The organism is Streptomyces sp. NPDC042346 (assembly GCF_055581845.1).
In genome coordinates this window covers 391,499-417,891 of the sequence record NZ_JBVJEH010000008.1, presented here as the reverse complement: position 1 = coordinate 417,891, position 26,393 = coordinate 391,499, and the positions used below count along the sequence as shown (strand labels likewise).

General features: G+C 73.2%; 22 protein-coding genes. 14 read left to right on the top strand and 8 right to left on the bottom strand.

Translation table 11 applies throughout. From position 1 onward, the window contains the following. Window positions 1-58 precede the first annotated feature (58 nt). From ACZ6K0_RS29870 to ACZ6K0_RS29835, 8 genes are all read left to right on the top strand, one after another. Complete coding sequence (locus ACZ6K0_RS29870) at window positions 59-733, top strand: response regulator (RefSeq protein WP_376401414.1); 675 nt, start codon at window positions 59-61, stop codon at window positions 731-733. Between the two features lie 146 nt (window positions 734-879). Beyond that, entirely contained in the window at window positions 880-3,699 is a 2,820-nt protein-coding gene (locus ACZ6K0_RS29865) for a DNA translocase FtsK (protein ID WP_469232686.1), read from the top strand. 239 nt (window positions 3,700-3,938) lie between these two features. After that, window positions 3,939-4,763 carry a helix-turn-helix domain-containing protein gene (locus ACZ6K0_RS29860; protein WP_376401409.1) on the top strand — a complete coding sequence of 275 codons (825 nt, stop codon included), beginning with the start codon at window positions 3,939-3,941 and terminating at the stop codon, window positions 4,761-4,763. A gap of 96 nt (window positions 4,764-4,859) precedes the next feature. Continuing rightward, complete coding sequence (gene rimO / locus ACZ6K0_RS29855; protein ID WP_376401407.1) at window positions 4,860-6,353, top strand: 30S ribosomal protein S12 methylthiotransferase RimO; 1,494 nt, start codon at window positions 4,860-4,862, stop codon at window positions 6,351-6,353. After that, window positions 6,350-7,024 (top strand): CDP-diacylglycerol--glycerol-3-phosphate 3-phosphatidyltransferase, encoded by a 675-nt coding sequence (pgsA, locus tag ACZ6K0_RS29850; RefSeq protein WP_469232689.1) that lies wholly within the window; start codon window positions 6,350-6,352, stop codon window positions 7,022-7,024. The genes rimO and pgsA overlap by 4 nt, the downstream gene beginning before the upstream one ends. Beyond that, entirely contained in the window at window positions 7,021-7,542 is a 522-nt protein-coding gene (locus ACZ6K0_RS29845; protein ID WP_469232691.1) for a CinA family protein, read from the top strand. The genes pgsA and ACZ6K0_RS29845 overlap by 4 nt, the downstream gene beginning before the upstream one ends. Window positions 7,543-7,651: 109 nt before the next feature. Continuing rightward, window positions 7,652-8,035 carry a helix-turn-helix domain-containing protein gene (locus tag ACZ6K0_RS29840; protein ID WP_056648474.1) on the top strand — a complete coding sequence of 128 codons (384 nt, stop codon included), beginning with the start codon at window positions 7,652-7,654 and terminating at the stop codon, window positions 8,033-8,035. Between the two features lie 232 nt (window positions 8,036-8,267). Further along, window positions 8,268-8,621, top strand: a complete 354-nt coding sequence (locus ACZ6K0_RS29835) for a hypothetical protein (RefSeq protein WP_469232693.1) — start codon at window positions 8,268-8,270, stop codon at window positions 8,619-8,621. On the opposite strand, the gene ACZ6K0_RS29830 is transcribed toward ACZ6K0_RS29835, so the two are convergent. The 3 genes from ACZ6K0_RS29830 to ACZ6K0_RS29820 form a co-directional block, all read right to left on the bottom strand. After that, window positions 8,569-9,333, bottom strand: coding sequence for an SDR family NAD(P)-dependent oxidoreductase (locus ACZ6K0_RS29830; RefSeq protein WP_469232695.1), 765 nt, complete (start codon window positions 9,331-9,333; stop codon window positions 8,569-8,571). The two genes, ACZ6K0_RS29835 and ACZ6K0_RS29830, sit on opposite strands and share 53 nt — an antisense overlap. Window positions 9,334-9,365: 32 nt before the next feature. Continuing rightward, window positions 9,366-10,154: an Fpg/Nei family DNA glycosylase gene (locus ACZ6K0_RS29825; RefSeq protein WP_376401391.1), complete on the bottom strand. Its 789-nt coding sequence runs from the start codon at window positions 10,152-10,154 to the stop codon at window positions 9,366-9,368. Between the two features lie 115 nt (window positions 10,155-10,269). After that, window positions 10,270-14,919, bottom strand: a complete 4,650-nt coding sequence (locus ACZ6K0_RS29820) for an Lhr family ATP-dependent helicase (protein ID WP_469232697.1) — start codon at window positions 14,917-14,919, stop codon at window positions 10,270-10,272. Window positions 14,920-15,031: 112 nt separating this feature from the next. Between ACZ6K0_RS29820 and ACZ6K0_RS29815 the strand changes: the two genes are divergently transcribed. From ACZ6K0_RS29815 to ACZ6K0_RS29805, 3 genes are read left to right on the top strand one after another with little or no spacing between them, the layout of a single operon-like run. Further along, window positions 15,032-16,051 carry an AraC family transcriptional regulator gene (locus tag ACZ6K0_RS29815; RefSeq protein ID WP_469232699.1) on the top strand — a complete coding sequence of 340 codons (1,020 nt, stop codon included), beginning with the start codon at window positions 15,032-15,034 and terminating at the stop codon, window positions 16,049-16,051. Window positions 16,052-16,061: 10 nt separating this feature from the next. Then, on the top strand, window positions 16,062-16,805 hold the full coding sequence (locus ACZ6K0_RS29810; protein WP_469232701.1) for an AzlC family ABC transporter permease: 744 nt from the start codon (window positions 16,062-16,064) through the stop codon (window positions 16,803-16,805). A gap of 59 nt (window positions 16,806-16,864) precedes the next feature. Then, entirely contained in the window at window positions 16,865-17,209 is a 345-nt protein-coding gene (locus ACZ6K0_RS29805; RefSeq protein ID WP_376401498.1) for an AzlD domain-containing protein, read from the top strand. A 25-nt stretch (window positions 17,210-17,234) separates the two neighbouring features. Here the strand turns inward: ACZ6K0_RS29805 and ACZ6K0_RS29800 are convergent, their stop codons facing one another. After that, window positions 17,235-18,590, bottom strand: a complete 1,356-nt coding sequence (locus ACZ6K0_RS29800) for an MFS transporter (protein ID WP_469232703.1) — start codon at window positions 18,588-18,590, stop codon at window positions 17,235-17,237. Continuing rightward, window positions 18,587-19,951 (bottom strand): alkyl sulfatase dimerization domain-containing protein, encoded by a 1,365-nt coding sequence (locus ACZ6K0_RS29795; RefSeq protein WP_469232705.1) that lies wholly within the window; start codon window positions 19,949-19,951, stop codon window positions 18,587-18,589. Before ACZ6K0_RS29795 ends, ACZ6K0_RS29800 begins: the two co-directional genes overlap by 4 nt. Before the next feature lie 175 nt (window positions 19,952-20,126). On the opposite strand from ACZ6K0_RS29795, the gene ACZ6K0_RS29790 reads away from it, so the two are divergent. Then, window positions 20,127-21,353, top strand: a complete 1,227-nt coding sequence (locus ACZ6K0_RS29790; RefSeq protein WP_469232707.1) for a PucR family transcriptional regulator — start codon at window positions 20,127-20,129, stop codon at window positions 21,351-21,353. A gap of 100 nt (window positions 21,354-21,453) precedes the next feature. On the opposite strand, the gene ACZ6K0_RS29785 is transcribed toward ACZ6K0_RS29790, so the two are convergent. Then, on the bottom strand, window positions 21,454-22,383 hold the full coding sequence (locus ACZ6K0_RS29785) for a hypothetical protein (RefSeq protein ID WP_469232709.1): 930 nt from the start codon (window positions 22,381-22,383) through the stop codon (window positions 21,454-21,456). Window positions 22,384-22,462: 79 nt separating this feature from the next. Between ACZ6K0_RS29785 and ACZ6K0_RS29780 the strand changes: the two genes are divergently transcribed. Together ACZ6K0_RS29780 and ACZ6K0_RS29775 are read left to right on the top strand one after the other, a co-directional pair. After that, complete coding sequence (locus ACZ6K0_RS29780; RefSeq protein WP_055641015.1) at window positions 22,463-22,657, top strand: DUF3046 domain-containing protein; 195 nt, start codon at window positions 22,463-22,465, stop codon at window positions 22,655-22,657. A 240-nt stretch (window positions 22,658-22,897) separates the two neighbouring features. Then, window positions 22,898-24,028 carry an AI-2E family transporter gene (locus tag ACZ6K0_RS29775; RefSeq protein ID WP_376401494.1) on the top strand — a complete coding sequence of 377 codons (1,131 nt, stop codon included), beginning with the start codon at window positions 22,898-22,900 and terminating at the stop codon, window positions 24,026-24,028. A 25-nt stretch (window positions 24,029-24,053) separates the two neighbouring features. Here ACZ6K0_RS29775 and ACZ6K0_RS29770 read toward each other — a convergent pair whose 3' ends face one another. Both ACZ6K0_RS29770 and ACZ6K0_RS29765 read right to left on the bottom strand, forming a co-directional pair. Continuing rightward, entirely contained in the window at window positions 24,054-24,833 is a 780-nt protein-coding gene (locus ACZ6K0_RS29770; RefSeq protein ID WP_469232711.1) for a cytochrome d ubiquinol oxidase subunit II, read from the bottom strand. Window positions 24,834-24,885: 52 nt separating this feature from the next. Then, window positions 24,886-26,262 (bottom strand): cytochrome ubiquinol oxidase subunit I, encoded by a 1,377-nt coding sequence (locus tag ACZ6K0_RS29765; protein ID WP_469232713.1) that lies wholly within the window; start codon window positions 26,260-26,262, stop codon window positions 24,886-24,888. Window positions 26,263-26,393 lie beyond the last annotated feature (131 nt).

Genomic DNA, 26,393 nt, shown 5'->3' with positions numbered 1-26,393 from the left:
TGCTTCCCCCGGTTACGGGAGCCGGGGAGAGCCGTTGCCGGGACGAGGAGGACGGGGCATGGTGCAGAAGGCCAAGATCCTCCTGGTCGATGACCGGCCGGAGAATCTGCTGGCGCTGGAGGCCATTCTCTCCGCGCTCGATCAGACGCTGGTGCGGGCATCGTCCGGGGAGGAAGCGCTCAAGGCGCTGCTGACGGACGACTTCGCGGTCATCCTGCTGGACGTGCAGATGCCGGGCATGGACGGTTTCGAGACGGCCGCGCACATCAAGCGGCGCGAGCGGACCCGGGACATCCCGATCATCTTCCTCACCGCCATCAACCACGGCCCCCACCACACCTTCCGGGGGTACGCGGCCGGGGCGGTCGACTACATCTCGAAGCCCTTCGACCCGTGGGTGCTGCGCGCCAAGGTCTCGGTCTTCGTCGAGCTCTACATGAAGAACTGCAAGCTGCGCGAGCAGGCCGCCCTGCTGCGGCTGCAGTTGGAGGGCGGCGCCGAGGGCGGTCACGGCAAGGAGTCCGCCGGGCTGCTCGCCGAGCTCTCCGCGCGTCTCGCCGCCGTCGAGGAGCAGGCTGAGGCGCTGTCGAAGCAGCTCGACGACGACTCCGCCGACGCGGCGGCCGTCGCGACCGCCGCGCACCTGGAGCGCAAGCTCACGGGCCTGCGGCGCGCCCTGGACGCCCTGGAGCCGGGTACGGGCGCCGCGCCGACGCTGCCCGCCCAGACCTGACGTACCGTCACGCGGAGTGGGGCGCCGTGACCCGGCGTCAGCTCCGCGCCCCGGCACGGTTGACACGATCGAGTGAGCCGGACACCCGTCCGCTTACCGGCGGGTGAGAGCGGACAGCCCGTCCCCTCACCGGTAACCTCAGCATCATGGCTTCACGTACGTCCGGCAAGGGTTCTCAGGGCACGGCGGGCGCCGCAAAGCCGCGCGCCGGCCGGACGGCGGCCGCCGCGAAGAAGGCGGCGCCAGCGAAGTCTCCTGCCAAGCCGCCCGCCAAACCCGCCGCGAAGAAGGCGACGGCCAAGAAGGCCGCGCCCGCCAAGCGCGCGCCCGCGCGGAAGACCGCCGCGAAGAAGGCCGCGCCCCGCCCGGCACCGTCCCCCACCGGGGGCGTCTACCGGCTCGCCCGCGGAGTCTGGCTGGGCATCGCCCACGCGGTGGGGGCGATGTTCCGGGGGATAGGGCGTGGCGCCAAGGGCCTCGACCCCGCCCACCGCAAGGACGGGCTCGCGCTGCTGCTGCTCGGCGTCGCGCTGATCGTCGCCGCGGGCACCTGGTCGAATCTGCGGGGCCCGGTCGGCGACCTCGTCGAGATGCTCGTCACCGGGGCCTTCGGCCGGCTCGACCTGCTCGTCCCGCTGCTTCTCGGCGTCATCGCCGTGCGGCTGATCCTCTATCCGGAGAAGCCCGAGGCCAACGGCCGGATCAGCATCGGCCTCTCCGCCCTCGTCATCGGCGTCCTCGGCCAGGTCCACATCGCCTGCGGTTCACCGGGCCGCGGCGACGGCACCGAGGCCATGCAGGACGCCGGCGGCCTCATCGGCTGGGCCGCGTCCCAGCCCCTCGTCTTCATGATGGGCGAGGTCCTCGCCGTACCGATGCTGGTCCTGCTCACGATCTTCGGCCTGCTCGTCGTCACCGCCACCCCCGTCAACGCCATCCCGCAGCGCCTGCGCGCCCTCGGCGCCCGGCTCGGCATCGTCGAACCCGCCGACGACCCGGCGGAGTCCGAGGGGTACTCCGAGGGGCACGAGGGGTACGACGAGGATTGGCGCGAGGCCGCGCCGCGGACCGCCCGTCCCGCCCGGCGCCGGGCGACCGGCCCGGCGGAGCCGTACGACGTGGACCGGGCCGAGGCCGAGCTCCTGGACCGGCGCGCCGGCCGGGCCCCGCGCAGCTCCGCGCCCGACCCCTTCGACCACGGCCTCGACCCGGTGGACGTCGCCGCGGCCGCGGCCGCCGCCCTCGACGGCGCCGTGCTCAACGGCATGCCGCCCTCCCCGATCGTGGCCGATCTGACCAGGGACGTCACCGCCGAGCGCGACGCCGCCCTGGCCGCCTCCGCCGAGACCTCCGGGTCCGTCGCCCCGGCCGCGCCCGTACCCCCGGCGCGCGGTGGCGAGGAGCGGCCCGGAGGCGTACCCGACCTGACGAAGCCCGCGCCCGAGCCGACCGATCTGCCGCCGCGGGCCGAGCAGCTCCAGCTCTCCGGCGACATCACGTACTCGCTGCCGTCGATGGACCTGCTGGAGCGCGGCGGGCCGGGCAAGACGCGCAGCGCCGCCAACGACCTCGTCGTGGAGTCGCTCTCCAACGTCTTCTCGGAGTTCAAGGTCGACGCGGCCGTCACCGGCTTCACCCGCGGTCCGACGGTCACGCGGTACGAGGTCGAGCTCGGCCCCGCCGTGAAGGTCGAGAAGATCACGGCCCTGACCAAGAACATCGCGTACGCCGTGGCCTCGCCGGACGTCCGGATCATCTCGCCGATCCCCGGCAAGTCCGCCGTCGGCATCGAGATCCCGAACAGCGACCGCGAGATGGTCAACCTCGGGGACGTGCTGCGGCTCGCGGACGCGGCGGGCGACGACCACCCGATGCTGGTGGCGCTCGGCAAGGACGTCGAGGGCGGCTACGTGATGGCCAACCTGGCGAAGATGCCGCACATCCTGGTCGCCGGTGCCACCGGCTCCGGCAAGTCCTCCTGCATCAACTGCCTCATCACCTCGGTGATGATAAGAGCGACCCCCGAGGACGTCCGGATGGTGCTCGTCGACCCCAAGCGGGTCGAGCTCACCGCCTACGAGGGCATCCCGCACCTGATCACCCCGATCATCACCAACCCCAAGCGGGCCGCCGAGGCCCTGCAGTGGGTGGTGAAGGAGATGGACCTCCGCTACGACGACCTGGCAGCCTTCGGTTTCCGGCACATCGACGACTTCAACCAGGCCATCCGGGACGGGAAGATCAAGCTGCCCGAGGGCAGCCAGCGGGAGCTCAACCCCTACCCGTACCTCCTGGTGATCGTCGACGAGCTCGCGGACCTGATGATGGTCGCGCCGCGGGACGTCGAGGACTCGATCGTCCGCATCACCCAGTTGGCCCGCGCCGCCGGCATCCACCTCGTCCTCGCCACCCAGCGGCCGTCCGTGGACGTCGTCACCGGTCTGATCAAGGCGAACGTGCCCTCGCGGCTCGCCTTCGCCACCTCCTCGCTCGCCGACAGCCGGGTCATCCTGGACCAGCCGGGTGCCGAGAAGCTGATCGGCAAGGGCGACGGGCTGTTCCTGCCGATGGGCGCGAACAAGCCGACGCGTATGCAGGGCGCCTTCGTCACCGAGCACGAGGTCGCGGCCGTCGTGCAGCACTGCAAGGACCAGATGACGCCCGTCTTCCGGGAGGACGTCACCGTCGGCACCCGGCAGAAGAAGGAGATCGACGAGGACATCGGCGACGACCTCGACCTGCTGTGCCAGGCCGCCGAGCTGGTCGTCTCGACGCAGTTCGGCTCCACGTCGATGCTCCAGCGCAAGCTGCGCGTCGGCTTCGCGAAGGCCGGCCGGCTGATGGACCTGATGGAGTCGCGGAACATCGTCGGACCGAGCGAGGGCTCCAAGGCGCGTGACGTCCTGGTGAAACCCGACGAGCTGGACGGGGTGCTCGCGGTCATCCGGGGGGAGTCGGGGGCGTAGGGCGGAGGGGACCGGGTACGCGGTAGGCGTCGGCGTACCCGATCGAGACCGGGCCGAGACTCACTCGTAAGGGAACGGGGGCAACCGTTTCCCCTGGCCGTACGTCAAGTTGGACGGTGGGACAGATGGATGTCCCAGCCTCATGGCGTACAAACAGCACCCGCCCGGTTGCCCCACCCTTTCGTACCACCCATAGACTGAACGTCCAGCAGGTGGCTACACGCTCGAAAGGCGCTCTCGTGTCCATCGGCAACTCCCCCGAAGACGACCGGACGTTCCCGGCAGACGACCGGGACTCGATCGGTCGCGCTCTCCAGCAGGCCCGAATCGCCGCCGGTCTCACCGTCGAAGAGGTCAGTGCCTCCACCCGTGTCCGGATCCCGATCGTGCACGCGATCGAGGAGGACGACTTCTCGCGCTGCGGCGGCGACGTCTACGCCCGCGGGCACATCCGCACCCTCGCGCGCGCCGTCGGCATCGATCCGGCCGATCTGATCGAGCAGTACGACGCCGACCACGGCGGCCGTCCCGCGCCGACCCCCGCCGCCCCGCTCTTCGAGGCGGAACGTATCCGCCCCGAGCCGCGGCGGCCCAACTGGACCGCCGCGATGGTCGCGGCGATCGTCGCCGTCGTGGGCTTCGTCGGCTTCACGATGTTCGACGGCAACGAGGCCCCCAAGGGCACCACGACCGCCGACGGCGGTCCGGCCCCGGCGCCGGAGAAGGCGACGTCCGCCGCCAAGCCGAAGCCGGTCAAGCCCGCCCCGAAGCCCAGCGAGAGCGCGATCGCCGCGGTCCCGCAGGACAAGGTCACGGTCAAGCTCACCGCCGTCGACGGCAAGAGCTGGATCTCGGCCAAGGCCGAGGACGGGAAGCTGCTCTTCGACGGCCTCCTCCTGGAGGGCGAGTCCAAGACCTTCCAGGACGACGCGCGCGTCGACCTGGTCCTCGGCAACGCCGGTGCCATCGAGCTCTACGTGAACGGCAAGAAGGTCGAAGAGAAGTTCGAATCCGGTCAGGTCGAGCGGCTCAGCTACACCAAGGGCGACCCCGAGGCCGGATGATCCGCCCGGGGCCGTCGGACCCCGTGATGTGACCTCTGTCGCGCAGGTGAACCCTGCGCGACGGGGGAACGGCCGGGACGAAGTAGTCTTGAGCCCATGCCCGAACGCCGTACCGTCGCCCTTGTCACTCTTGGCTGCGCCCGTAACGAGGTGGACTCGGAGGAGCTCGCAGGCCGCTTGGCAGCGGACGGCTGGGAGCTCGTCGAGAACGCCGAGGACGCGGACGTAGCCGTCGTCAACACCTGCGGATTCGTCGAAGCCGCCAAGAAGGACTCCGTCGACGCCCTCCTCGAAGCCAATGATCTGAAGGATCACGGCAAGACCCAGGCCGTCGTCGCCGTCGGCTGCATGGCCGAGCGCTACGGCAAGGAGCTCGCCGAGGCCCTCCCGGAGGCCGACGGCGTCCTGGGCTTCGACGACTACGCCGACATCTCCAACCGCCTCCAGACCATCCTCAACGGTGGCAGTGTCGAGGCCCACACCCCGCGTGACCGGCGCAAGCTGCTGCCGCTGTCGCCCGTGGAGCGCCAGGAGGCCGCCGCGGCCGTGGCCCTGCCCGGACACGGTGACGCCGCCGAGGCGCCCGTCGACGCACCGGCCGACCTCCCCGAAGGCCTCGCGCCCGCCTCCGGGCCGCGCGCGCCGCTCCGCCGCCGCCTGGACACCAGCCCGGTCGCCTCGGTGAAGCTGGCCTCCGGCTGCGACCGCCGCTGCTCCTTCTGCGCCATCCCGTCCTTCCGCGGCTCCTTCGTCTCGCGCCGTCCCTCGGACGTGCTGAACGAGACGCGCTGGCTCGCCGAGCAGGGCGTGAAGGAGGTCATGCTGGTCTCCGAGAACAACACCTCGTACGGCAAGGACCTCGGCGACATCCGGCTCCTGGAGAGCCTGCTGCCCGAGCTGGCCGCCGTCGACGGCATCGAGCGCGTCCGGGTCAGCTACCTCCAGCCCGCCGAGATGCGCCCCGGCCTCATCGACGTCCTCACCTCGACCGAGAAGGTCGCGCCCTACTTCGACCTGTCCTTCCAGCACAGCGCCCCGGACGTGCTGCGGGCCATGCGCCGCTTCGGCGACACCGACCGCTTCCTGGAGCTCCTGGAGACCATCCGGTCCAAGGCCCCGACGGCCGGTGCGCGCTCCAACTTCATCGTCGGCTTCCCCGGCGAGACCGAGGCGGACTTCGCCGAGCTGGAACGCTTCGTCACCCACGCGCGGCTCGACGCCGTCGGCGTCTTCGGCTACTCCGACGAGGACGGCACCGAGGCCGCCACGTACGAGCACAAGCTCGACCAGGACGTCGTCGACGAGCGCCTCGCCCACCTCTCCCGGCTCGCCGAGGAGCTCACCGCGCAGCGCGCGGAGGAGCGGATCGGAGAGACCCTGGAAGTACTCGTCGAAGCCGTCGACGAGGAGGACGGCTGGATCGGCCGCGCCGCACACCAGGCGCCCGAGACCGACGGCCAGGTGGTCCTCACCACGGCCGACGGTACGAGCCCCGACCTGACTCCGGGCCGTATGGTCAGGGCGAAGGTCGTCGGCACGGAGGGCGTCGACCTGGTGGCCGAGTGTCTTTTCGAGGAGGCAGCCAGATGACCGGAGTCCCGGCATCCGCGACGGGCGGGACCGGCAGGCCGGCGCCCCGCGGAAAGCTGGGCACTGCGGCCGTCAATCAGGCCAGCCTGTGGAACATCGCCAACATCCTCACCATGATCCGGCTCGTTCTCGTGCCGGCCTTCGTGGTGCTGCTGTTCCAGGACGGCGGTCACGACCCCGTCTGGCGCGCCTGGGCGTGGGCGGCGTTCGCGGTGGCCATGATCACGGACGTCTTCGACGGACACCTGGCCCGTGCGTACAACCTCGTCACCGACTTCGGGAAGATCGCCGACCCGATCGCCGACAAGGCGATCATGGCCGCCGGTCTCATCAGCCTCTCCCTGCTGGGTGACCTGCCCTGGTGGGTGACCGGGGTCATTCTCGCCCGCGAGCTGGGGATCACCCTGATGCGGTTCTGGGTGATCCGGCACGGGATCATCCCGGCGAGCCGCGGCGGCAAGATGAAGACGCTCGCGCAGGGCACGGCGGTCGGCATGTACGTCCTCGTGCTCACCGGTCCGCTGGCCACCTTGCGCTTCTGGGTGATGGCGGTGGCCGTCGTGCTGACGGTCGTCACCGGTCTGGACTACGTCCGCCAGGCGATCCTCCTGCGCCGCGAAGGCCTCGCGGAGGAGCGGGCGGCCGCGCGGTCGGAGGCGGCGACGCGATGACCGAGGCCGCCCGGGTGCTGGCGCTGCTCGCGAAGTGTGGTCACACACTGGCCGCCGCGGAGTCGCTCACGGGTGGTCTGGTGGCCGCGGAGCTCACGGGTGTGCCAGGGGCATCGGCCGTCTTCCGGGGATCGGTCACGGCCTACGCCACGGACCTCAAGCACGAGCTCCTCGGCGTCGACAGGGCCCTCCTCGCGGAGCGCGGAGCGGTGGACCCGGAGGTCGCGCTGCAGATGGCGGCCGGTGTGCGGGCCCGGCTCGGCGCCGACTGGGGGATCTCCACGACCGGGGTCGCGGGGCCCGAACCGCAGGACGGTCAGGCCGTCGGAACCGTCTACGTGGCGGTCGCGGGGCCGGCCGGAGCGGGCGCCGGGGCCGGGAAAGTGGTCTCGTTGAGGTTGAACGGCGGCCGCGCGGAAATCCGTAGAGAGAGTGTACGGAGCGTGTTGGCACTGCTCGATGAGGAACTCTCGGGAAATGCGCGGGCACAGGATACGGAACACAACGGGGGGAATTGATGTTTGCAGCCCTGAGTGAACACGACATCGCTCCCCGCACGGCCGCAGCGCGAGGCGGTACGGTGGGGCGAGAAGGATGCGGCTACGCGGTCCGAGGAGGGAGCCACCGATGATTCTGCTCCGTCGCCTGTTGGGTGACGTGCTGCGTCGGCAGCGCCAGCGCCAAGGCCGTACTCTGCGCGAAGTCTCCTCGTCCGCCCGAGTCTCGCTCGGCTATCTCTCCGAGGTGGAGCGGGGGCAGAAGGAGGCTTCCTCCGAGCTGCTCTCCGCGATCTGCGACGCGCTGGACGTACGGATGTCCGAGCTCATGCGTGAAGTGAGCGACGAGCTGTCACTGGCCGAACTGGCCGAGTCGGCAGCGGCGAGCGAACCGGTGCCGACGCCGGTACGCCCGATGCTCAATTCGGTGTCGGTGACGTCGGTGGCCGGTGTGTCCACCGGGCGGGTGACCATCAAGGCGCCCGCGGAAGCGGTAGACGTCGTCGCTGCCTGAACCGAAGTGGGGTCAAGCCCCGGTCGGTGCCCTGTCGGGGCACTGGCCGGGGCTTTTCTCCTTTTTGCGGAGATGTGCCGAGAGAGGCCGAGATTTGTCTGAGATGCCGGGTTCCGGTGTCGCGTGCCATGGTGGGGGGACGTACGACTGGTCGGCACGCGCCGGGTTTGCCTCCGGTGCGCCCTCCCGCTGGGTGATCCTGCCGGTCTAGCGTCGACCGGAGGAGGCGGCCATGGTACGGCGACGTGTTCCGCCGGCGACGCTCGCGCTGGTCGCGGTCGGGCTGGTGGCCGGGGGGCTCTGGTGGTGGGCGGTGCTGCGGCTGCTGCTCGTTCCGGGGGACGCCGGGACCGTCGAGGGGGCGGTGGCCGCGGGCGGCTGGGGACTGAGCCTGCTGCCGGTGCACGTGGCCGCCTCGGTACGGCGGCACGGTGTCGGCGGTCGGACGCCGGGTGCCGGTGGTCGGACGCCCGGTGCCGGTGGGCAGTGGGCGGGTGTCGGTGGACAGCAGGCTGGTGTCGGTGGGGCCGGGGTTACCAAGGCATCGCGACGCCGCCGTTGGGGCGGAGGATCTGGCCCGTCGTGAACGAGGAGGCGTCGGAGGCGAGGTGGAGGACCGCGTGCGCGATGTCCTCGGCCTCGCCGACCCGGCCGAGCGGTGAGTGACGGACCATCGCGGCCTCCGCCGGCTGCTGGGCGGCCGGCTCGTGGCGATCCGTCATGGGGGTGCGGATCCAGCCCGGCGCGACCGCGTTCACCCGGATGCCGTACGGGCCGGCCTCCACCGCCAGGGTCTTCGTCAGCTGGACGACGGCCGCCTTGGTGACGCTGTAGCAGAGCAGGCCCGGGCTCGCGGTGTCCATCGCGCCCGAGGCCATCGTGACGATCGAACCGGCGGTGCCGGAGGCGATCATCGAGCGGGCCGCCTCCTGGCAGGCGTACAGGACTCCCTTGAAGTTCACGGCGAGGACGCGGTCGAGGTCCTCGTCGCGGGTCTCCAGGACGGTGCTCGTGTGCATGATCCCGGCGACGGCCGCCATGACGTGGAGGGGGCCCGCGGAGCGGACGGCGGCGGCCAGTGCTGCCCGGTCGGTGACGTCCAGGGCGTGCGCGTGCGCGGTTCCTCCCTCGGCGGTGACGAGGGCCGCCGTCTCTTTGAGGCCGTGCTCGTCGCGGTCCGCGCAGTGCACGGCCGCGCCCGCCTGGGCGAGGAGCAGCGCGGTGGCGCGGCCGATGCCGCTCGCGGCGCCCGTGACGAACGCGGTGCGGCCGGTGAGGTCGTACGCCGAGAGGGTCATGTCCGGACCGTACGACCGGATCTGACGAATCGTCAATTGGTGGGGCCCTGTTGACACTCCGGGCACCAGTACGTGATCCGGTCGCCGAGTTCGGCCTTTCGGATCCGGGCGCCGCAGCGCAGACAGGGCAGGCCCTCGCGGCCGTAGACGTGGAGCGGGGTGCCGGGGCGGCGCGTGGTGGTGGTGCGCCGGTCGGGGCGGTCCTTGTTCGCCTCCAGGAGGCGGTGGGCGGTGGCCACCAGGCGCGCCGGGACGTCGGGGGCGAGCGCGCCCACCGGGAGCCACGGGGTGACGGCGGCCAGGAACGCCAGCTCCGACTTGTACACGTTGCCGATGCCGGCCAGATTGCGCTGGTCGAGCAGCGCCTCGCCGAGCTGGCGGTCCGGGTCGGCGAGGAGGCGTCGTACGGCCTCTTCCGGGTCCCAGTCCGGGCCCAGGAGGTCCGGGCCGAGGTGGCCGACCGCGCGGGCCTCCTCGGCGGTGCGGATCAGTTCCAGGACCGGGAGCCGGTAGCCGTACGCGGTGGACTCGGTGTTCCCGAGGATCGCCCGGATCTGGTGCTCGGGGCCGCCGTGCGGGCGCTCCCCGGTGGCGTACACCCGCCAGGCGCCGTCCATCCGCAGATGGGAGTGGAGCGTGAGGCCGCCCTCGATCCGGGCGAGGAGGTGCTTGCCGCGCGGGGTGACGTCGAGGAGCGTGCGGCCGGTGAGGTCGGCGGTCGCGAACCGGGGCACGCGCAGGTCCGCGCGGGTCAGGACCCGCCCGGCCAGTGCGGTGTGCAGGCGCTGGGCGACCTGCCAGACGGTGTCTCCTTCGGGCACGGTTCCATGATGCCGGGTGGGGTGCACCGGGGCTTTGGTGGTGTGGGGCTTCGGTGCTTCGGTGGTGCGGGATTGTGGGTCGGGGGTCGGGGATCGGGGGTCGGGGGCGGGGCGGTCAGGCGCGGAGGCGGAGGCCTCTCGGGGTGGCGAGGAATCCCGCCGCCTCCAAGGGGCGGGCGAGGGGGGAGGTCAGCGCCGTGGCGCCGTTGATCCGCTCCACCGTGACCGTGCCCAGCGAACCCGCCCGCGCCGACGCGGCCAGGGCCTCGGCCGCCGCCGTCAGGGCGGGGTCGTCCGGCTCGGCCGGCCACGAGAGGAGCGTCTTGCCGCCCCGCTCCATGTAGAGCGTCAGCTCGCCGTCGACGAGGACCACCATCGCCCCCGCCTTGCGGCCGGGCTTGTGTCCGGCGCCGGTCGGCGGCTCGGGCCAGGACAGGGCCGCCCCGTACGCGTTCGCCGGGTCGGCCGCCGCGAGGACCAGGGCGCGCGGGCCGGCCGCGGCCTCCGCGCCCCGGTCGCGGGCCGTCGCCGCCGCCCGCAGCCGGTCCACGGCCCCGTCCATCGCGAACTGGGCCGCGCCGAGGCCCTCCACCACATAGCCGCGCCTGGCCTGACCGCTGTCCTCGAAGGCGGACAGGATGCGGTACGTGGCCGAGAAACCGCCCTCCACGCCCTCCGCCGCCACCGCGCCCCGGGTGACCACGCCGTGCCGGTCCAGGAGGGTGCGGGCGAGGGCGTGTGCCCGGTGGGTCGGCTCCGGCTCGGCCGGCGGGAGCAGCGCCCAGCGGCCGGAGACCGTCGGCGGGCCCGTGCGCGAGGCCGGGCGGGCCGCGGCGCCCAGCGTGCCGTACCGCCCGCGCGGGACCGTCCGGCGCGCGCGGTGGGCGGTCGCCCCGGCCGTCCGGCCCGAACCGAGGAGCGAGCGCAGCGGGGCGAGGGTGTCGTTGGTGAGCCGGCCCGACCAGGCCAGGTCCCAGAGCGCGTCGGCGAGCTGCGGGTCGGTCGCGTCCGGGTGGGTGGTGGCCCGGACCTGGTCGGCGATCTGCCGGAAGAACAGCCCGTACCCGCCGGAGAGGATGGTGAGCACCGACTCGTGCAGTGCGGACAGCTCCAGCGGGTGCGGCGGCGGGAGGAGCAGCGGCGCCGCGTCCGCGAGGTAGAGGGAGATCCAGCCGTCCTTGCCGGGCAGGGATCCGGCACCGGCCCACACCACCTCGCCGGTGGTGGTCAGCTCGTCGAGCAGTGCCGGGGAGTAGTCCCGGACGCGGGACGGCAGGATCAGCTTCTCCAGCGCGGACGCGGGTACGGGCGCGCCCTGGAGCTGCTCGATCGCGCGGGCGAGGCCGTCGATGCCGCGCAGGCTGCTGCCGCCGATGTGCTGCCACTGGGGCAGGAAGGTCGCGAGCGCCGCCGGGGGCACCGGCTCCAGCTCGTGGCGCAGCGCCGCGAGGGAACGGCGCCGCAGGCGGCGCAGCACGGCCGCGTCGCACCACTCCTGGCCGATGCCGGAGGGATGGAACTCGCCCTGCACGACCCGCCCGGCGGCGGCGAGCCGCTGGAGCGCGCCGTCCGTGACGGCGGCGCCGAGGCCGAAGCGGGCGGCGGCCTGCGAGGAGGTGAAGGGGCCGTGCGTGCGGGCGAAGCGGGCGAGGAGGTCGCCCAGCGGGTCCTTGACCGGTTCGGTGAAGGCCTCGGGCACACCGACCGGCAGGGCCGTGCCCAGGGCGTCACGGAGCCGTCCCGCGTCCTCGATCGCCGCCCAGTGGTCACCGCCGCCGATCCTGACCCGGATCGCGCGCCGGGCGTGGGCGAGGTCGGGCGCCCAGCCCGGCTCCGCGCCGCGCTCGCCGAGCTCGGCGTCCGTGAGCGGGCCGAGGACCCGCAGCAGGTCGGCGACGCCCTCCACGTCCTTGATCCGCCGGTCCTCGGTGAGCCACTGGAGCTCCCGCTCCAGCTCGGTGAGGACCTCCGGGTCGAGGAGCTCGCGCAGCTCGGCCTGGCCGAGCAGCTCCGCGAGGAGGCGGGAGTCCAGCGAGAGCGCGGCCGCCCGCCGCTCGGCGAGCGGGGAGTCCCCCTCGTACAGGAACTGCGCCACGTAGCCGAAGAGGAGCGAGCGGGCGAAGGGGGACGGCTCGGGGGTGGTGACCTCGACGAGCCGGACCCGGCGGGCCTCGATGTCGCCCATCAGCTCGGTCAGACCGGGGACGTCGAAGACGTCCTGGAGGCACTCGCGGACGGCCTCCAGGACGATCGGGAAGGAGCCGAACTCGCTCGCCACCTGGAGGAGCTGGGCCGCCCGCTGCCGCTGCTGCCAGAGCGGGGTGCGCTTGCCCGGGTTCCGCTTCGGCAGCAGCAGGGCGCGCGCGGCGCACTCGCGGAAGCGGGAGGCGAACAGCGCGGAGCCGCCCACCTGGTCGGTGACGATCTGCGCGATCTCGCCCTTGTCGAAGAGGGCGTCGGCCGCGCCGACGGGTGCCTTGTCGGCGTCGTACGCCGTGTCGAGATGCCGGCCCGGATCGACCGGTTCGTGGTCGAGGAGGTCCAGACCCATGTCCAGGCCCATCAGGTCCGCGTCCGGGAGACGCAGCACGATGCCGTCGTCCGCGTGCATCACCTGCGCGTCCATGCCGTACCGCTCGGCGAGCCGGGCGCCGAGCGCCAGCGCCCACGGGGCGTGCACCTGCGCGCCGAACGGGGAGTGGATGACGACCCGCCAGTCCCCGAGCTCGTCCCGGAACCGCTCGACCAGGATCGTCCGGTCGTCCGGCACGTGCCCGCAGGCCTCGCGCTGCTCCGAGACGTACGCGAGGACGTTGTCCGCGGCCCAGGCGTCCAGGCCCGCGGCGATCAGCCGCAGCCGCGCGTCCTCCGGCCCGAGGGCGCCGAGCTCCCGGAGGAACGCGCCCACCGCGCGTCCCAGTTCGAGCGGGCGGCCCAGCTGGTCGCCCTTCCAGAACGGCAGCCGGCCCGGGACGCCGGGCGCGGGGGAGACGAGCACCCGGTCCCGGGTGATGTCCTCGATCCGCCAGGACGTGGTGCCCAGGGTGAAGACGTCGCCGACCCGCGACTCGTACACCATCTCCTCGTCGAGCTCTCCGACCCGGCCCCCGCCCTTCTTCGGGTCCGAGCCCACGAGGAACACGCCGAACAGGCCGCGGTCGGGGATCGTGCCGCCCGAGGTGACGGCGAGCCGCTGCGCGCCCGGCCGGCCGGTGATCGTCCCGGCGACCCGGTCCCAGACCACGCGCGGGCGGAGCTCGGCGAAGGCGTCCGAGGGGTAGCGGCCGGCGAGCATGTCGAGCACGCCCGTGAACGCCGACTCCGGAAGCGAGGAGAAGGGCGCGGCCCGGCGCACCACGGCGAGCAGCTCGTCCACCTGCCAGGTGTCGAGCGCGACCATCGCGACCAGCTGCTGCGCCAGCACGTCCAGCGGATTGGCCGGGATCCGCATCGACTCGATCGCACCCGACCGCATCCGCTCCGTGACCACGGCCGCCTGCACCAGGTCGCCCCGGTACTTGGGGAAGACCACGCCCGTGGAGACCGCGCCGACCTGGTGCCCCGCGCGTCCCACGCGCTGGAGCCCGGAGGCGACCGAGGGCGGCGACTCGACCTGCACGACCAGGTCGACCGCGCCCATGTCGATGCCCAGCTCCAGGCTGGAGGTGGCCACCACGGCGGGCAGCCGGCCGGCCTTCAGGTCCTCCTCCACCTGGGCGCGCTGCTCCTTCGACACCGAGCCGTGGTGGGCCCGGGCGAGCAGCGGCGGGGCACCCTGCGCCGCCCCGGACTGGGCCATGACCTCGGCCGGGGGAGCCCCCTCGGGGAGGGGCTCGCCCGTCGCCCGCTCGTACGCGATCTCGTTGAGCCGGTTGCACAGCCGCTCGGCCAGTCGCCGCGAGTTCGCGAAGACGATCGTCGAGCGGTGGGACTGGACGAGGTCGGCGATCCGCTCCTCGACGTGCGGCCAGATCGACGGCTTGTCGCCGCCGTCCTTGCCCTCGGAGGCGGGGGAGCCCCCGAGCTCGCCCATGTCCTCGACGGGGACGACGACGGAGAGGTCGAACTCCTTCCCCGACGGCGGCTGCACGATCTCCACCGCACGGCCGGGGGACAGGTAGCGGGCCACCTCGTCCACCGGGCGGACCGTGGCCGACAGGCCGATCCGGCGCGCGGGGCGCGGCAGCAGCTCGTCGAGCCGCTCCAGGGAGAGCGCCAGGTGCGCGCCCCGCTTGGTGCCCGCGACCGCGTGGACCTCGTCCAGGATGACCGTCTCCACGCCCGACAGGGCCTCCCGGGCGGCGGAGGTCAGCATCAGGAACAGCGACTCGGGGGTGGTGATCAGGATGTCCGGCGGCCGGGTCGCGAGGCTCCGGCGCTCCGCGGGCGGGGTGTCGCCGGAGCGGATGCCGACCCGGATGTCCGGCTCGGGCAGCCCGAGCCGGACCGACTCCTGCCGGATGCCGGTCAGCGGGGAGCGCAGATTCCGCTCGACGTCCACGGCGAGGGCCTTCAGCGGCGACACGTACAGCACGCGGCAGCGCTTCTTCGCCTCGGCCGGCGGAGGCGAAGACGCCAGGCGGTCCAGGGAGGCGAGGAACGAGGCCAGTGTCTTGCCCGAGCCCGTCGGGGCGACGACGAGCACGTCGGAGCCCTCGCCGATGGCCTTCCAGGCGCCCTCCTGCGCCGCCGTGGGCGCGGTGAAGGCCCCGGTGAACCAACCACGGGTCGCGGGGGAGAACGAGTCGAGCGCGGACCTGACCATGTCCCCCATCGTGCACCCGCCCACTGACAACCGCCCGGACCTGGGGAAACCCGATGGCAGCGGCGGGGGCCGGCGAAGGCGGCACGACGAGCACCTGACGCAGAATGGAGGCATGGCGAGCGGGGAGCGTGCACGGTACTGGCAGTACTCCGAGCTGCCCGGGGTCGACCTGCTGCACGCCCACTACATCCACAAGGCCTTCGCCCGGCACACCCACGAGACCTTCGTCTTCGCCGCGATCACCGAGGGCGTCGAGGCCTTCCACTACCGCGACGAACTGGTCCACGCCGGGCCCGGGCAGATCGCCCTGGTCAACCCCGACACCTCGCACACCGGGCACGCGGGCGTGCCCGAGGGCTGGACCTACCGCACGATCTACCCGGACGCCGGGCTCGTCCGGTCGATCGCCGCCGACACCCTCGCGCTGCGCGGCTCGGTCGTCTTCACCTCGCCCGTCATCGACGACCCGTACGCCGCACAGCTCGTCGTCGGCGTCCACCGGGCCGCGGAGGAGGGCAACGCGCTCGCCGCGGACAGCCTGCTCCGACTCGTCACGGCACGGATGCTGCGCAGTCACGGCGGGCTGATCACCCCGCTCCCGCCCCGCTCCGCCGGCGCGCGGAACGCGGCACGCGCGCGTGCCGTCCTGGAGGAGCGGATGGCCGACCCGCCGACCCTCGAACAGCTCGCCACCGAGCTCGGCACGAGCCCCTTCGCCCTCCTGCGGGCCTTCCGGGACGCGTACGGGATGCCGCCGCACACCTGGCTCACCGACGCGCGCGTGCGGCGGGCGAGGCGCCTGCTCGACGCGGGGACGCCCCCGGCGGACGCGGCCGTCGCCGTCGGCTTCACGGACCAGCCGCACCTCAACCGGCACTTCACGCGGAGTGTCGGGGTGCCGCCGGGCGCCTATCAGCGCGCGCGGGGCGTACGCGGTGTCTCCGGTGGCGCGAGCGGCAGCCCGGGCGGCGTTGCGGGCGGCGGCGCGGGTGAGGGCTTGGGCGGTGGTCCGGGCGGCGGTCCGGGCGGCGGCGCGGGTGAGGGCTTGGGCGGCGGTCCGGACGGCGGTCCGGGCGGTGGCGCGGGCCGGGGCGCAAGAACGTACAAGACCGCGCAGCCGCCGCGTCCGTAACCTCTCTGACGTGGCAGAACAGACAGCACCTCCCGTCATACGGAACGACGGCGCGCGGGCGAAGCCCGACGCGGCCGTCGTCCGCGACGCCCTCGGCGTCGGCGTCGCCGTCGGACTCTCCGGCTTCGCCTTCGGCGTGACCTCGGCCGGCGCCGGCCTCGGCCTCCTGCAGACCTGCGTGCTCAGCCTGCTCGTCTTCACGGGCGCCTCGCAGTTCGCGCTCGTCGGCGCGCTCGCCGCGGGCGGCAACCCCTTCACGGCCGCCGCCGGGGCCTTCTTCCTGGGCACGCGCAACGCCTTCTACGGGCTGCGCCTCTCGCAGCTCCTCGCCCTGCCGAAAGCCGTCAGGCCGTTCGCCGCGCACTGGGTGATCGACGAGACCACGGCGGTCGCGCTCGCCCAGCCGTCCCGGCGGGCCGCGCGCCTCGGCTTCACCCTCACCGGGCTCACGCTGTACGTCCTGTGGAACCTGACCACGTTCCTCGGGGCCCTCGGCGCCGAGGCGCTCGGCGACACCGCCGCCTGGGGCCTGGACGCCGCCGGACCCGCCGTCTTCCTGGCCCTGCTCGCCCCGATGCTGAAGTCGGCGACCGAGCGGGCCACCGCCGGCATCGCCGTCCTGCTCGGCCTCGGCCTGCTCCCCGTCCTCCCGGCCGGCGTCCCGGTCCTCGCGGCGGCGCTCGCCGCGCCCCTGGTGCTGTGGTTCCAGGGCCGCCGTGTCTCCCCGGCCGGACGGGAGGAACGCCCCCGATGAACGCCATGAACGCCATGAGCGCCATCGACGCGGTGGACTCGATGAACGCGCTGGACTCGATGAACGCGGTGAACTCAGTGAACTCAGTGAACTCGACGAACGTGTGGATCGCGATCGGCCTGACCGCCGTCGGGTGCTACCTGGTCAAGCTCCTCGGCCTGCTCGTCCCCGCGGGTGCGCTGGAACGACCGCTCGTCCAGCGACTCGCGGCCCTGCTCCCCGTCGCCCTGCTGGCCGCGCTCACCGCGCAGCAGACGTTCGCCACGGGCTCCTCCCTCGTCCTGGACGCCCGGGCCGCCGGACTCGCGGCCGCCGCCGTCGCGCTCGTCCTGCGCGCCCCCTTCCTGGTCGTCGTGGGCGTGGCGGTCGCCGTCACGGCGGGGGCACGGGCCCTGGGCTGGTGAAGCCCCGGGCCCGTACGGAACCCGCTCAGTGCGCCACCGGGACCCCCAGCGACGGGGTCTCGGGGACGCCCAGCCGGTCCGCGTCCCGCTCCGGGCGGAGGAACAGGGCCGTCAGGGCGCCCGCCACCGCGAGCAGACCGGCCGTGAACAGCCAGCCGTTCTCGTACCCCTGGGCCGCCGTCGCTCCCGCGTCGACGATGCCGCCGAGGACCAGCGGCGCCAGGACCCCGCCCAGGGCGAAGACGCACACCACGGCGCCGAGCACGACCCCGCGCTGCGCGGGCGGGGTGATCCGGGCGACCGCCGTCTGGCTCACGGTCATCATCGGCAGCGCGAGGGCCATCGGGCCGAACATCATCGGCACCCGCAGCCAGTCCGCCCCCGCCGTCGCGAAGACCGTCACCGCGGCGGCGGAGAGCAGGAGCAGCACGCCCGCGCCCGCGCCCGCGGGGAGGCGGCCGGGCCGGCCGCGACGGGCCGCGCGCTGCGCGACCAGACCGTGGACCAGCAGGACGACCCCGTTGGCGACGGCTCCCGCGCCCACCATCAGACCGGCACGGTGCGCGTCCCAGCCGAGGACCGTCTCCAGGTAGTCCGGCAGCCACGTCAGCTTCGAGCTCATCAGCCAGTACGCGGCGAACGACCCCACGCTCGCGGTCAGGAACGTGCCGCTCAGCAGGATCCTGCGGAGCGGCACCTCCGCCGCCGGGGCCCCCGCCCCGTCGGCGCGCCGCGCGGCCGGGCCGACCGGCGGCGCGAGCGGCCCCTCGGAGCCGTACCGGCGCCACACGACCGCCCAGACCAGGCCGATCACACCGACCGTGCCGAAGGCCCAGCGCCAGCCCCACCCCGAGATCACCGCGGACAGGACGGGCGCGGCGACCGCGACCCCGGCGGCCGCGCCCACCATCAGGACGGCCGTCGGGAGGTTCCGGTCCCGCTGCCCGAACCAGCCGTGCAGATGGTGGACCGCGACCGGGGCCGCCGGGCCCTCCGCCGCGCCGAGCAGCACGCGCGTGAGGACCAGCGTCCCGAACCCGGCGGCGGCCCACACCATCGGCAGCTGGGCCGCCGACCACAGCAGGGCCATCCCGAACAGCAGGACCGAGGTCCGCACCTTCTTCGTCAGGACCGACACGGCGAGCGCCGAGACCGAGAAGAGCGCGAAGAACGCCGCCTGCGCCGCCCCGAACTCCTGCCGGGAGATGCCGAACTCGCGCATGATGTCCGGCCCGGCGAGCCCGAGGACGGCCTTGTCGGCGAAGTTGACCAGCATGAATCCGAGCAGCAGCCAGGTCGTCCCCCAGGGGCTGCCCTGCGCGGCCCCGGCCCGTGCCGTCCCGCCCTTCGCCGACCCGGCCGTTCGCGCGGTCCCGCTCATCCGCAGCACAGGTCCTCGTCCGCGACCACACCCACGCTGATCGCGCCGGTGGCCCGCTCGCGCCCGGCGGCCGAACGGGTCAGCTCCGTCGTCACGTCCGTGCCCTCGGCCACCGCCGCCGACTCCGCCGCCGCCCAATGGAACACCCCGCGCGCCATCGTCGACGTCTCGCGGCCGGCCCGCGTCCCGTACACACGGGCCCGGATCCGGGCCACCTCGACGTCCTCGGGGGCCGCGAGCGCCGCCGTCTCCGCCAAGTGCGAGGCCAGCCGCAGGTCGCCCTCGTCCAGGAGCCGGACCGCGCGCTCGGCGAGGGCGAGCGCCCCGCCCGCCGCGTCGGCCAGCTCGGCGGCTACCGCCGCCTCCGGGGCCGGCTTGAGGTGCGCCGGGTTCTGGTCGTACCAGCCGCCCCACAGCCGCCACAGGTTCCGCACGACGAACTCCGGCTCGTCGTAGGCGGGGTGGAGGTACGGCTTCGCGAGGAGCTCCTCGGGGACCTTCACGCCGTGGATGACCGCGTCGAGCCGCAGCCCCGCGTTCATCAGGTCACGGGTCTGCGAGCAGAGCGATTCGAGGAGGGTCGCCGTGTCGTCCAGAGCCTGGGCCACCCGGTCCGCGCCGACGATCGGGATGCCGTGGCCGGGCAGCAGCACCTCGGCGCCCAGCTCGCCCATGGCGCGCAGCGCCCGCGCCCACTCCTCCGGGTAGCGCTGCACCTTCTGGGGGTTGCCGGCGTTGGGGGAGTTCCAGATGAAGAGATCACCCGTGCAGAGGGTTTTGAGCTCCGGCACCCACACATAGGTGTGGTCGTCCGTCTCCCCGCGCGCGTGGATCAGCTCGAACGTCAACTCGCCGTGACGGACGGTCAACCGGTCCCGGTACGTCGTGTCCGGGTAGCGGTACTCCGTCGGCCAGTCGAGGCCCGGCACGCCGAACTGGCGCCGGTTGATCCAGGAGTTGTAGCCCGAGGTCTCCACGTACCGGTCGAAGCGGGCGGCGACCGCCTCGTGGGCGATCACCTCGGGCCGTACGGGCTCGGCGTCGAAGGGCGCGACCCCGAAGACGTGGTCGACATGGCCGTGCGTGTAGACGACGGCCCGGACCGGGTCCGGGCTGAAGGTGCGCACCGCCGTGTGCAGCAGCCCGGCGGTGCGGAGGTCGCCGGAGTCGACCAGGACGAGGCCCGCGCCCGAGTCGAAGACGGCCACGTTGGCGAAGGCCGGAAAGAAACCGATCCGGTCGCGGACCGGGATCAGCTCCTCCGACGTGAACGCGCCCGTGAGGTGGGGCAGCAGGCTCTCCTCGCCCCGCCAGACGCGATCGGCGTAGTCGATATACGTACGAGAGTTGTGCTCGGTCATACCAGCGGCTCCTTCGGTGCGGTACGGCGGAACGCCTGGGCACCGAGTTTCGGCCTGTCATGAGCGCCGCGACATCCTGCGGCGTCACAGCTTTCCCCGCTGTGTACTGTGACCCGTCACAGTCGGCCTGCCTGTCATGAGCGAGTCGGCCCGCCGGGAGCGAGGAGGATTGGTCGTGCCGGAGATCTCCGAGGGGGCCCGCGCGCTGGCCCTGCGCTGCGAGGCCCGGGTCAACGAACTGGCCCGCAGGATGACCAGGGACTCCTTCGCGCGGCTGCCCGGCTACGACCGCCTCCCCGACGAGATGAAGGACGTCGAGATCGCGGCGACCGTCCGCCACGGCGTACGCCTCTTCCTCCGCCGCGCCCTCACGCCGGAGGCCGGGGAGCGCGGCGCCATGCGGCTGTTCCGCGAGCGGGCCGCGCAGCGCGCCGAGGAGGGCATGCCGCTCCACCTCCTGCTCCGCAGTCACGCGCTCGGCATGTACGTGCTGTGGCAGGCGCTGCGCGAGGTCGCCCGGCCCGGCGACGAGGCCGCCCTCGTCGAGCTCGCCGACCTGCTCCTGGAGTCCCAGCAGGGCATCGTCGGCGCCGTCGCCGAGACCTACCTCGACGAGCGCTCCGCCCTGGAGACCGAGCGGCGGGCCCAGCGCCGCTCGCTGCTCCGCGGCCTCCTCGACGGCACGCTGCCCCCGGCGCTGCTCGCACAGGCGCCCTTCGGGATCGACGGACCGTGCCTCGTCCTCGCCGTCGGCGTCGACGGCGCGGGCGTCCCCGCCCCCGCCCCCGCCCCCGCGGCCGGTCCCGGGGAGGGGGACGTGGCGGCCCGCAGACGGCTGCGTCGCGTCCAGACCGCCCTGGACCACTGCTTCGGCGTGGAGGTGCCCGCCCTCCTCGACATCGGTACGGAGCCGGGACGGGCGATCGTCCCCGGTGCCCCCGAACCGCCGGAGGACCTGGCAGGGCGGCTCTCCCGGGCCGCGGGAACCACGCTGAGGGTCGCCGTCGTGCCCGCCGAGGGCCCCGGGGAGGTGCCGGAGGCCGCCCGTACCGCCGGGGAGGTCCTGCGGGTCGCCGCCGGGTGCGGACTGCCGCCCGGGCTGCACCGGCTCGACGACGTGCTCCTGGAGTACCACCTGTCCCGGCCCGGGGAGAGCGGCCGGCGGATCGCGGCGCTCCTCGACCCCGTCGCCGACCGGCCGGAGCTCCTCGACACCCTCCGCGCGCACCTGGCCCACGGGCAGGACCGGCGCGCCACGGCCACCGCGCTCGGGACGCACCCCAACACCGTCGACAACCGGCTCGCCCGGATCGCCGAGCGGACCGGCATCGACCTGGCGACGCCGAGGGGCACGGCGACGGCCCTCGCGGCCCTGCTGCTGCGCGAGGTGCCGGAGGGATAGGTGCCGGAGGGGCGTACGGCTGAGGGATGGACGTCCGAGGGACGGACGCTGGAGGGACAGGTGCTGGAGGGACAGCCCCCCCCGCCCGGGGAGGGCCTCGTCAGTCGACGGTGCGGCCGTGCGCGCGGAGGGTGCGCAGCGCCTCCACCGTGACGATCGGGCGCCACTCCAGGGCCGATCCGGGGGCCCAGGCCCGCCAGCGGATCGGCCAGCCGCCGTCCTCCTCCTGGTCGGCCGCGAGCCGGTCCAGTGACCGGGCCATCTCCTCGTCCGTGAACCAGCCGGCCGCCAGCGAGTGCGGCACGCGCGCGTAGTCGTGCGGGAAGTGGTGCTCGCCGGGCGCGTACCCGTCCGGGACCGGGTACTCCTCCTGCCGGTCCGGTTCCAGGACGGCGAGCCGCTGCTCGCGCACCAGCCTCCCCAGCCGGTCGGCCGCCGCCTCCGCGCGCGGCCGGTCCGGGGCCCCGTCCAGGAAGGCGACGGCGGCCTGGATCTCGTATGGATGGGACTTCTCCAGCGACTCCACGGCGGCCCAGCAGTACTCGGTGGCCCGGAACAGCCACGCGTGCCACACCTGGTTGCGGTGGAGCAGCCCGACCACCGGGCCGGTCGTGAGCAGCGCGCTCGGCGGGGCGTCGACGACCGGGACGAAGGGCGCCGAGGGGTAGCCCCGCTGGGACGGGTGGATCGCCGGGAGCGCCCCCTCGTGCGTCGAGATGTCGGTGAGGTAGCGGCAGATCCGCTCCACGCGCATCCCGCCGCAGCGGCCGATCGAGTCGAGGACCCGGAGCGCCTGCGCGGTGTGGAGGGGCTGGCTGACCGGTCCGCGCAGATCGGGTTCGAGTGCGTGACCGTAGCCGCCGTCCGCGTTCAGGTACGACGAGAGGGCCGTCTCGACCTGGTCCGCGCCACCGCGCAGGAAGTGGTAGGCGAACCGGTGCTGTTCGAGGACGCGGGCCGTCAGCCAGACGAAGCGCTCGGCACGGGCCAGGGGACTGGAGGGCGGCGAGGAGAGGGGTTTTTCGGCCATGCTCCGACCGTAGGGCGGAAAGTCGCGGTGACAAGGCTTCCGGAGCGGGCTGCACTCTTGGGAGCGGGATACTGGCGTCATGCGGTTGACGATTTTCTGGGAGCGGATGGCGGACCACTTCGGTGCGTCCTACGCGGATTCCTTCGCACGTGACCATGTGATGACGGAGCTCGGCGGGCGGACGGTGCGGGACGCCCTGGACGCCGGCTGGGAGGCCAAGGACGTGTGGCGGGCGGTCTGCGCGGCCGTCGACGTACCGGCCGACAAGCGGTGAGTGGCCGGTAGACGGCGGGGTGGCGGCAGGGATGTGCGGGGTCCTGGGTGGAATGTCCGTGCGGTGCGCGAGACTGGCGGGGTGGCCCCGACTGACGACACCGAAAAGACAGCCCAGACCGAGCCGACACCCCCGACCGAGTCGACCGAGCCGACCCGGGTCGAGCTGACCGAACGGGCCGAGCCGGCCGACCGGGCCGAGCCGACCGCTCCACCGGTGGCTCCGCAGCAGGCCGTGCGCATGCCCCGCTGGCTGCCTCGCGCGCTCGTCCTCGCCCTGGCGCTCTACGCCTGTTTCCTGCTGGGCAGCTGGGCCTTCCACCAGCTCGTCGGACTTCTCGTCAACATCCTGCTCGCGTTCTTCCTCGCCCTCGCCATCGAGCCGGCGGTCGGGCGCATGGCGGCGCGCGGGATGCGGCGAGGTCTCGCCACCTTCCTCGTCTTCCTCGGTGTCCTGATCTTCAGCGTCGGCTTCGTCGTGCTCCTCGGCTCGATGCTCGCCGGGCAGATCGTGGACATGGTCGAGAACTTCCCCAAGTACCTCGACTCGCTGATCAACTGGATCAATCAGAGCTTCCACACGGACCTGTCCAGAGTCGAGGTCCAGGACAGCGTCCTGAGCTCCGACTGGCTGCAGAAGTACGTGCAGAACAGTGCGTCCGGCGTGCTCGACATCTCCGCCACCGTCCTCGGCGGCCTGTTCCGGCTCCTGACGATCTTCCTGTTCTCGTTCTACTTCGCGGCCGACGGGCCCCGGCTGCGGCGCGCGCTCTGCTCCGTCCTGCCGCCCGCCCGGCAGACCGAGGTGCTGCGGGCCTGGGAGATCGCGGTCGACAAGACCGGCGGCTACCTCTACTCGCGCGGCCTGATGGCCCTCGTCTCCGGCGTCGCCCACTTCGTCCTCTTCGAGATCCTGGGCGTGCCGTACGCGCCGGCGCTCGCTGTCTGGGTCGGCCTGGTGTCGCAGTTCATCCCGACCATCGGCACGTATCTGGCCGGCGCCCTGCCGATGCTGATCGCCTTCACCGTCAACCCCTGGTACGCGCTGTGGGTGCTCGGCTTCGTCGTGATCTACCAGCAGTTCGAGAACTACGTGCTCCAGCCGAAGCTCACTTCGAAGACGGTGGACATCCATCCGGCCGTGGCCTTCGGCTCGGTGATCGCGGGCACGGCGCTGCTCGGCGCCGTCGGCGCGCTGATCGCGATTCCGGCCGTGGCCACGCTGCAGGCCTTCCTCGGCGCCTACGTGAAGCGGTACGACGTGACGGACGACCCGCGCGTCCACGGCCACCGGAGATACGGCGAGGCGGTGGTGGCGCGGCTGCAGAAGGCCCTGACCCACAAGAAGGAAGCCTCTTCGGAGGAGTCCTGACCCATGGACGAGGCGCGCCGCCGGCTCAGAGGTACGACGGGCGGGTGACCCGGTGCCGGAAGGCGTGCCAGGTCCAGGCCTGGACGGCCACGAGCAGCGGGGTGACGACGAGGAGGGCGGGGACGAGCAGGGCCAGCGTGGTGGGGGAAGCCGCCTTCTCGGTCAGCGGCAGGGCCGTTCCCGCCCAGAGCGGCAGCCCGCCGAGGAGGACGCCGGTGAGGGCGAAGGACTGCCACGGGCGCCCCGCGCGACCGACGAGCCTGCGGGCCCGCTCGTACGGGAGTCCCGTGAGCCGGAGCGTGGCGAATCCCAGCCCGTGCGCGGCGAACAGGGCGGCCACCGCCAGGGCGGTGAGCACGGCCGTCCCGCCGGTGGCCGGCGCGTAGGGCCGTCCGGTGAGCAGGGCCACGAGCAGCCAGCCCCAGGAGAGGGCGACCGTCCAGCTGCCGCACGTCACGGCGGTGTCGCAGCCGGCGCGCCAGCGCGGCCCCGGGCCCCGGCCGCGCGACCAGAGCCCCAGGTCCCGGACGATCCAGCCGGTCAGGAGGGCGACGAGCACCGGGGCCTGGCCGCTCAGGAGCTCCCCTTCGAGTGCGGGGAAGCAGCCGACGAGGACGCCCGCGGTGGCGACCAGCCAGACCTCGTTGCCGAGGAAGAAGGGCGCGAAGGAGGCGAGGACGAGGCGCCGCTCGCGGTCCCCGCGGCCGAGCCAGGGCATGAGCATGCCGGAGCCGACGTCCGCTCCGGCGAGCACGAACCAGCCCGCGGCGAAGAAGGCGAGCAGGACGATGGCCAGGGTCTCCACGGGGGCTCCTCGGGTCGGCGGCAGGGGGCGGGACGGTGGGGGCGGCGGGGGCTCAGTAGCGGGGGGCGGGCAGCGCGTCCGCGGGGTCGGACGGAGGTGGGCCGTGCCCCTCCTGAGGGCCGTCCGGGTCCGGGTCGTCCGGGTCCGGGCCGTCCGGGTCCGGGCCGTCCGCGTCCGGGCCGTCCCGTCCCGGCCGCTCGTCGTGGCCGAGTCCGGACTCCACGGGACCGCGGCGGGCGTGCCGGGCGAGGAGCCAGGCGTTGAGGACGACGAGCAGGACGAAGACCGTGGCGAAGACGGTGAGGGAGAGCCGCATGGTGCCGGGGGAGAGATCCGAGACGGCGTCCTCCGTCTTCAGCAGCCCGTAGACGACCCAGGGCTGCCGACCGGACTCCCGGAAGACCCAGCCGCCGATCATCGCGAGATACGGCAACGGCACGGCGGCCATCAGGACGAGATGCCACAACCGGAACCGGAAGACGACCTTCTTGAAGCAGGCCAGGATCACCCCGGCGAAGCACAGGTACATCATCAGGCCGAAGCTGATCAGCATCACCAGACCGCCGCCCCGGGTCCACGCCTCCGAAGGCACGTAGTCGCCGGGCCCGAACCGGGCCGACAGCTCCGCCTGGAGCCGCGCGATCTCCGCCGCCTTTCCGCTGAAGACGGCCGACTTCATCGGCTGGAAGGTGGTGAGGGTGGCGAACTGGATCCCGCCGAAGACCGCGGCGGCCATCAGCGCGGGCGCGGACACGAACACCCCGATCCGCAGACTGCGCCCGAAGAACTCCCACTCGGGGCTGCGCCGGAAGAGGTGGTACGCGCTCACCCCGGCCATGAAGAACCCGGCGGTGAGCAGCGCCCCGGCGAGGACGTGCCCGAAGGCGAGGAGCGCCGAGGGGTTCGTCAGGACCGCGACCGGGTCGTCCAGGACGAGCTCGCCGCCCTCGGAGGAGTACCCCACGGGGTGGTTCAGGAAGCCGTTGGAGACGAGGATCCAGTACGCCGACAGGTAGGCGGTGAGGGCGACGATCCAGATGGCGGCCAGGTGGGCCCAGCGGTTGAGCCGGTGCCAGCCGAATATCCACAGGCCGAGGAAGGTCGACTCGACGAAGAAGGCCACGATGGTCTCCACCGCGAGCGAGGCACCGAGGATGTTGCCCGCCTCGTGCGTGAGCCCGCTCCAGGCCATGCCGAACTGGAACTCCATCACCAGACCGGTGACGATCCCGACCGCGTAGTTGATCACGTACAGCTGGCCCCAGAAGCGCACCATCCGGGCGTCCTGCGGCTTGCCGCTGATCGTGGCCCGGGTCTGGAGCGCGGCCACGACGGTGACGAGCCCCAGGGTGAGGGCGACGAAGAGGAAGTGGCCGCCGGCGGTGAGGGCGAACTGCAGCCGCGCGAGATCGAGTACGTCCTGATTCACCCCGTCAGTGTCGGCGTACGGTCAAAGGCTTCGCGTCGGCCCGGGGAGGACACCTGGGGGCACCTGACGTACCCCACCGGTTGTGCCGGCCCACGCGCGCGTACCCCGGGAGTTGTGGCTCCCGGACCCGT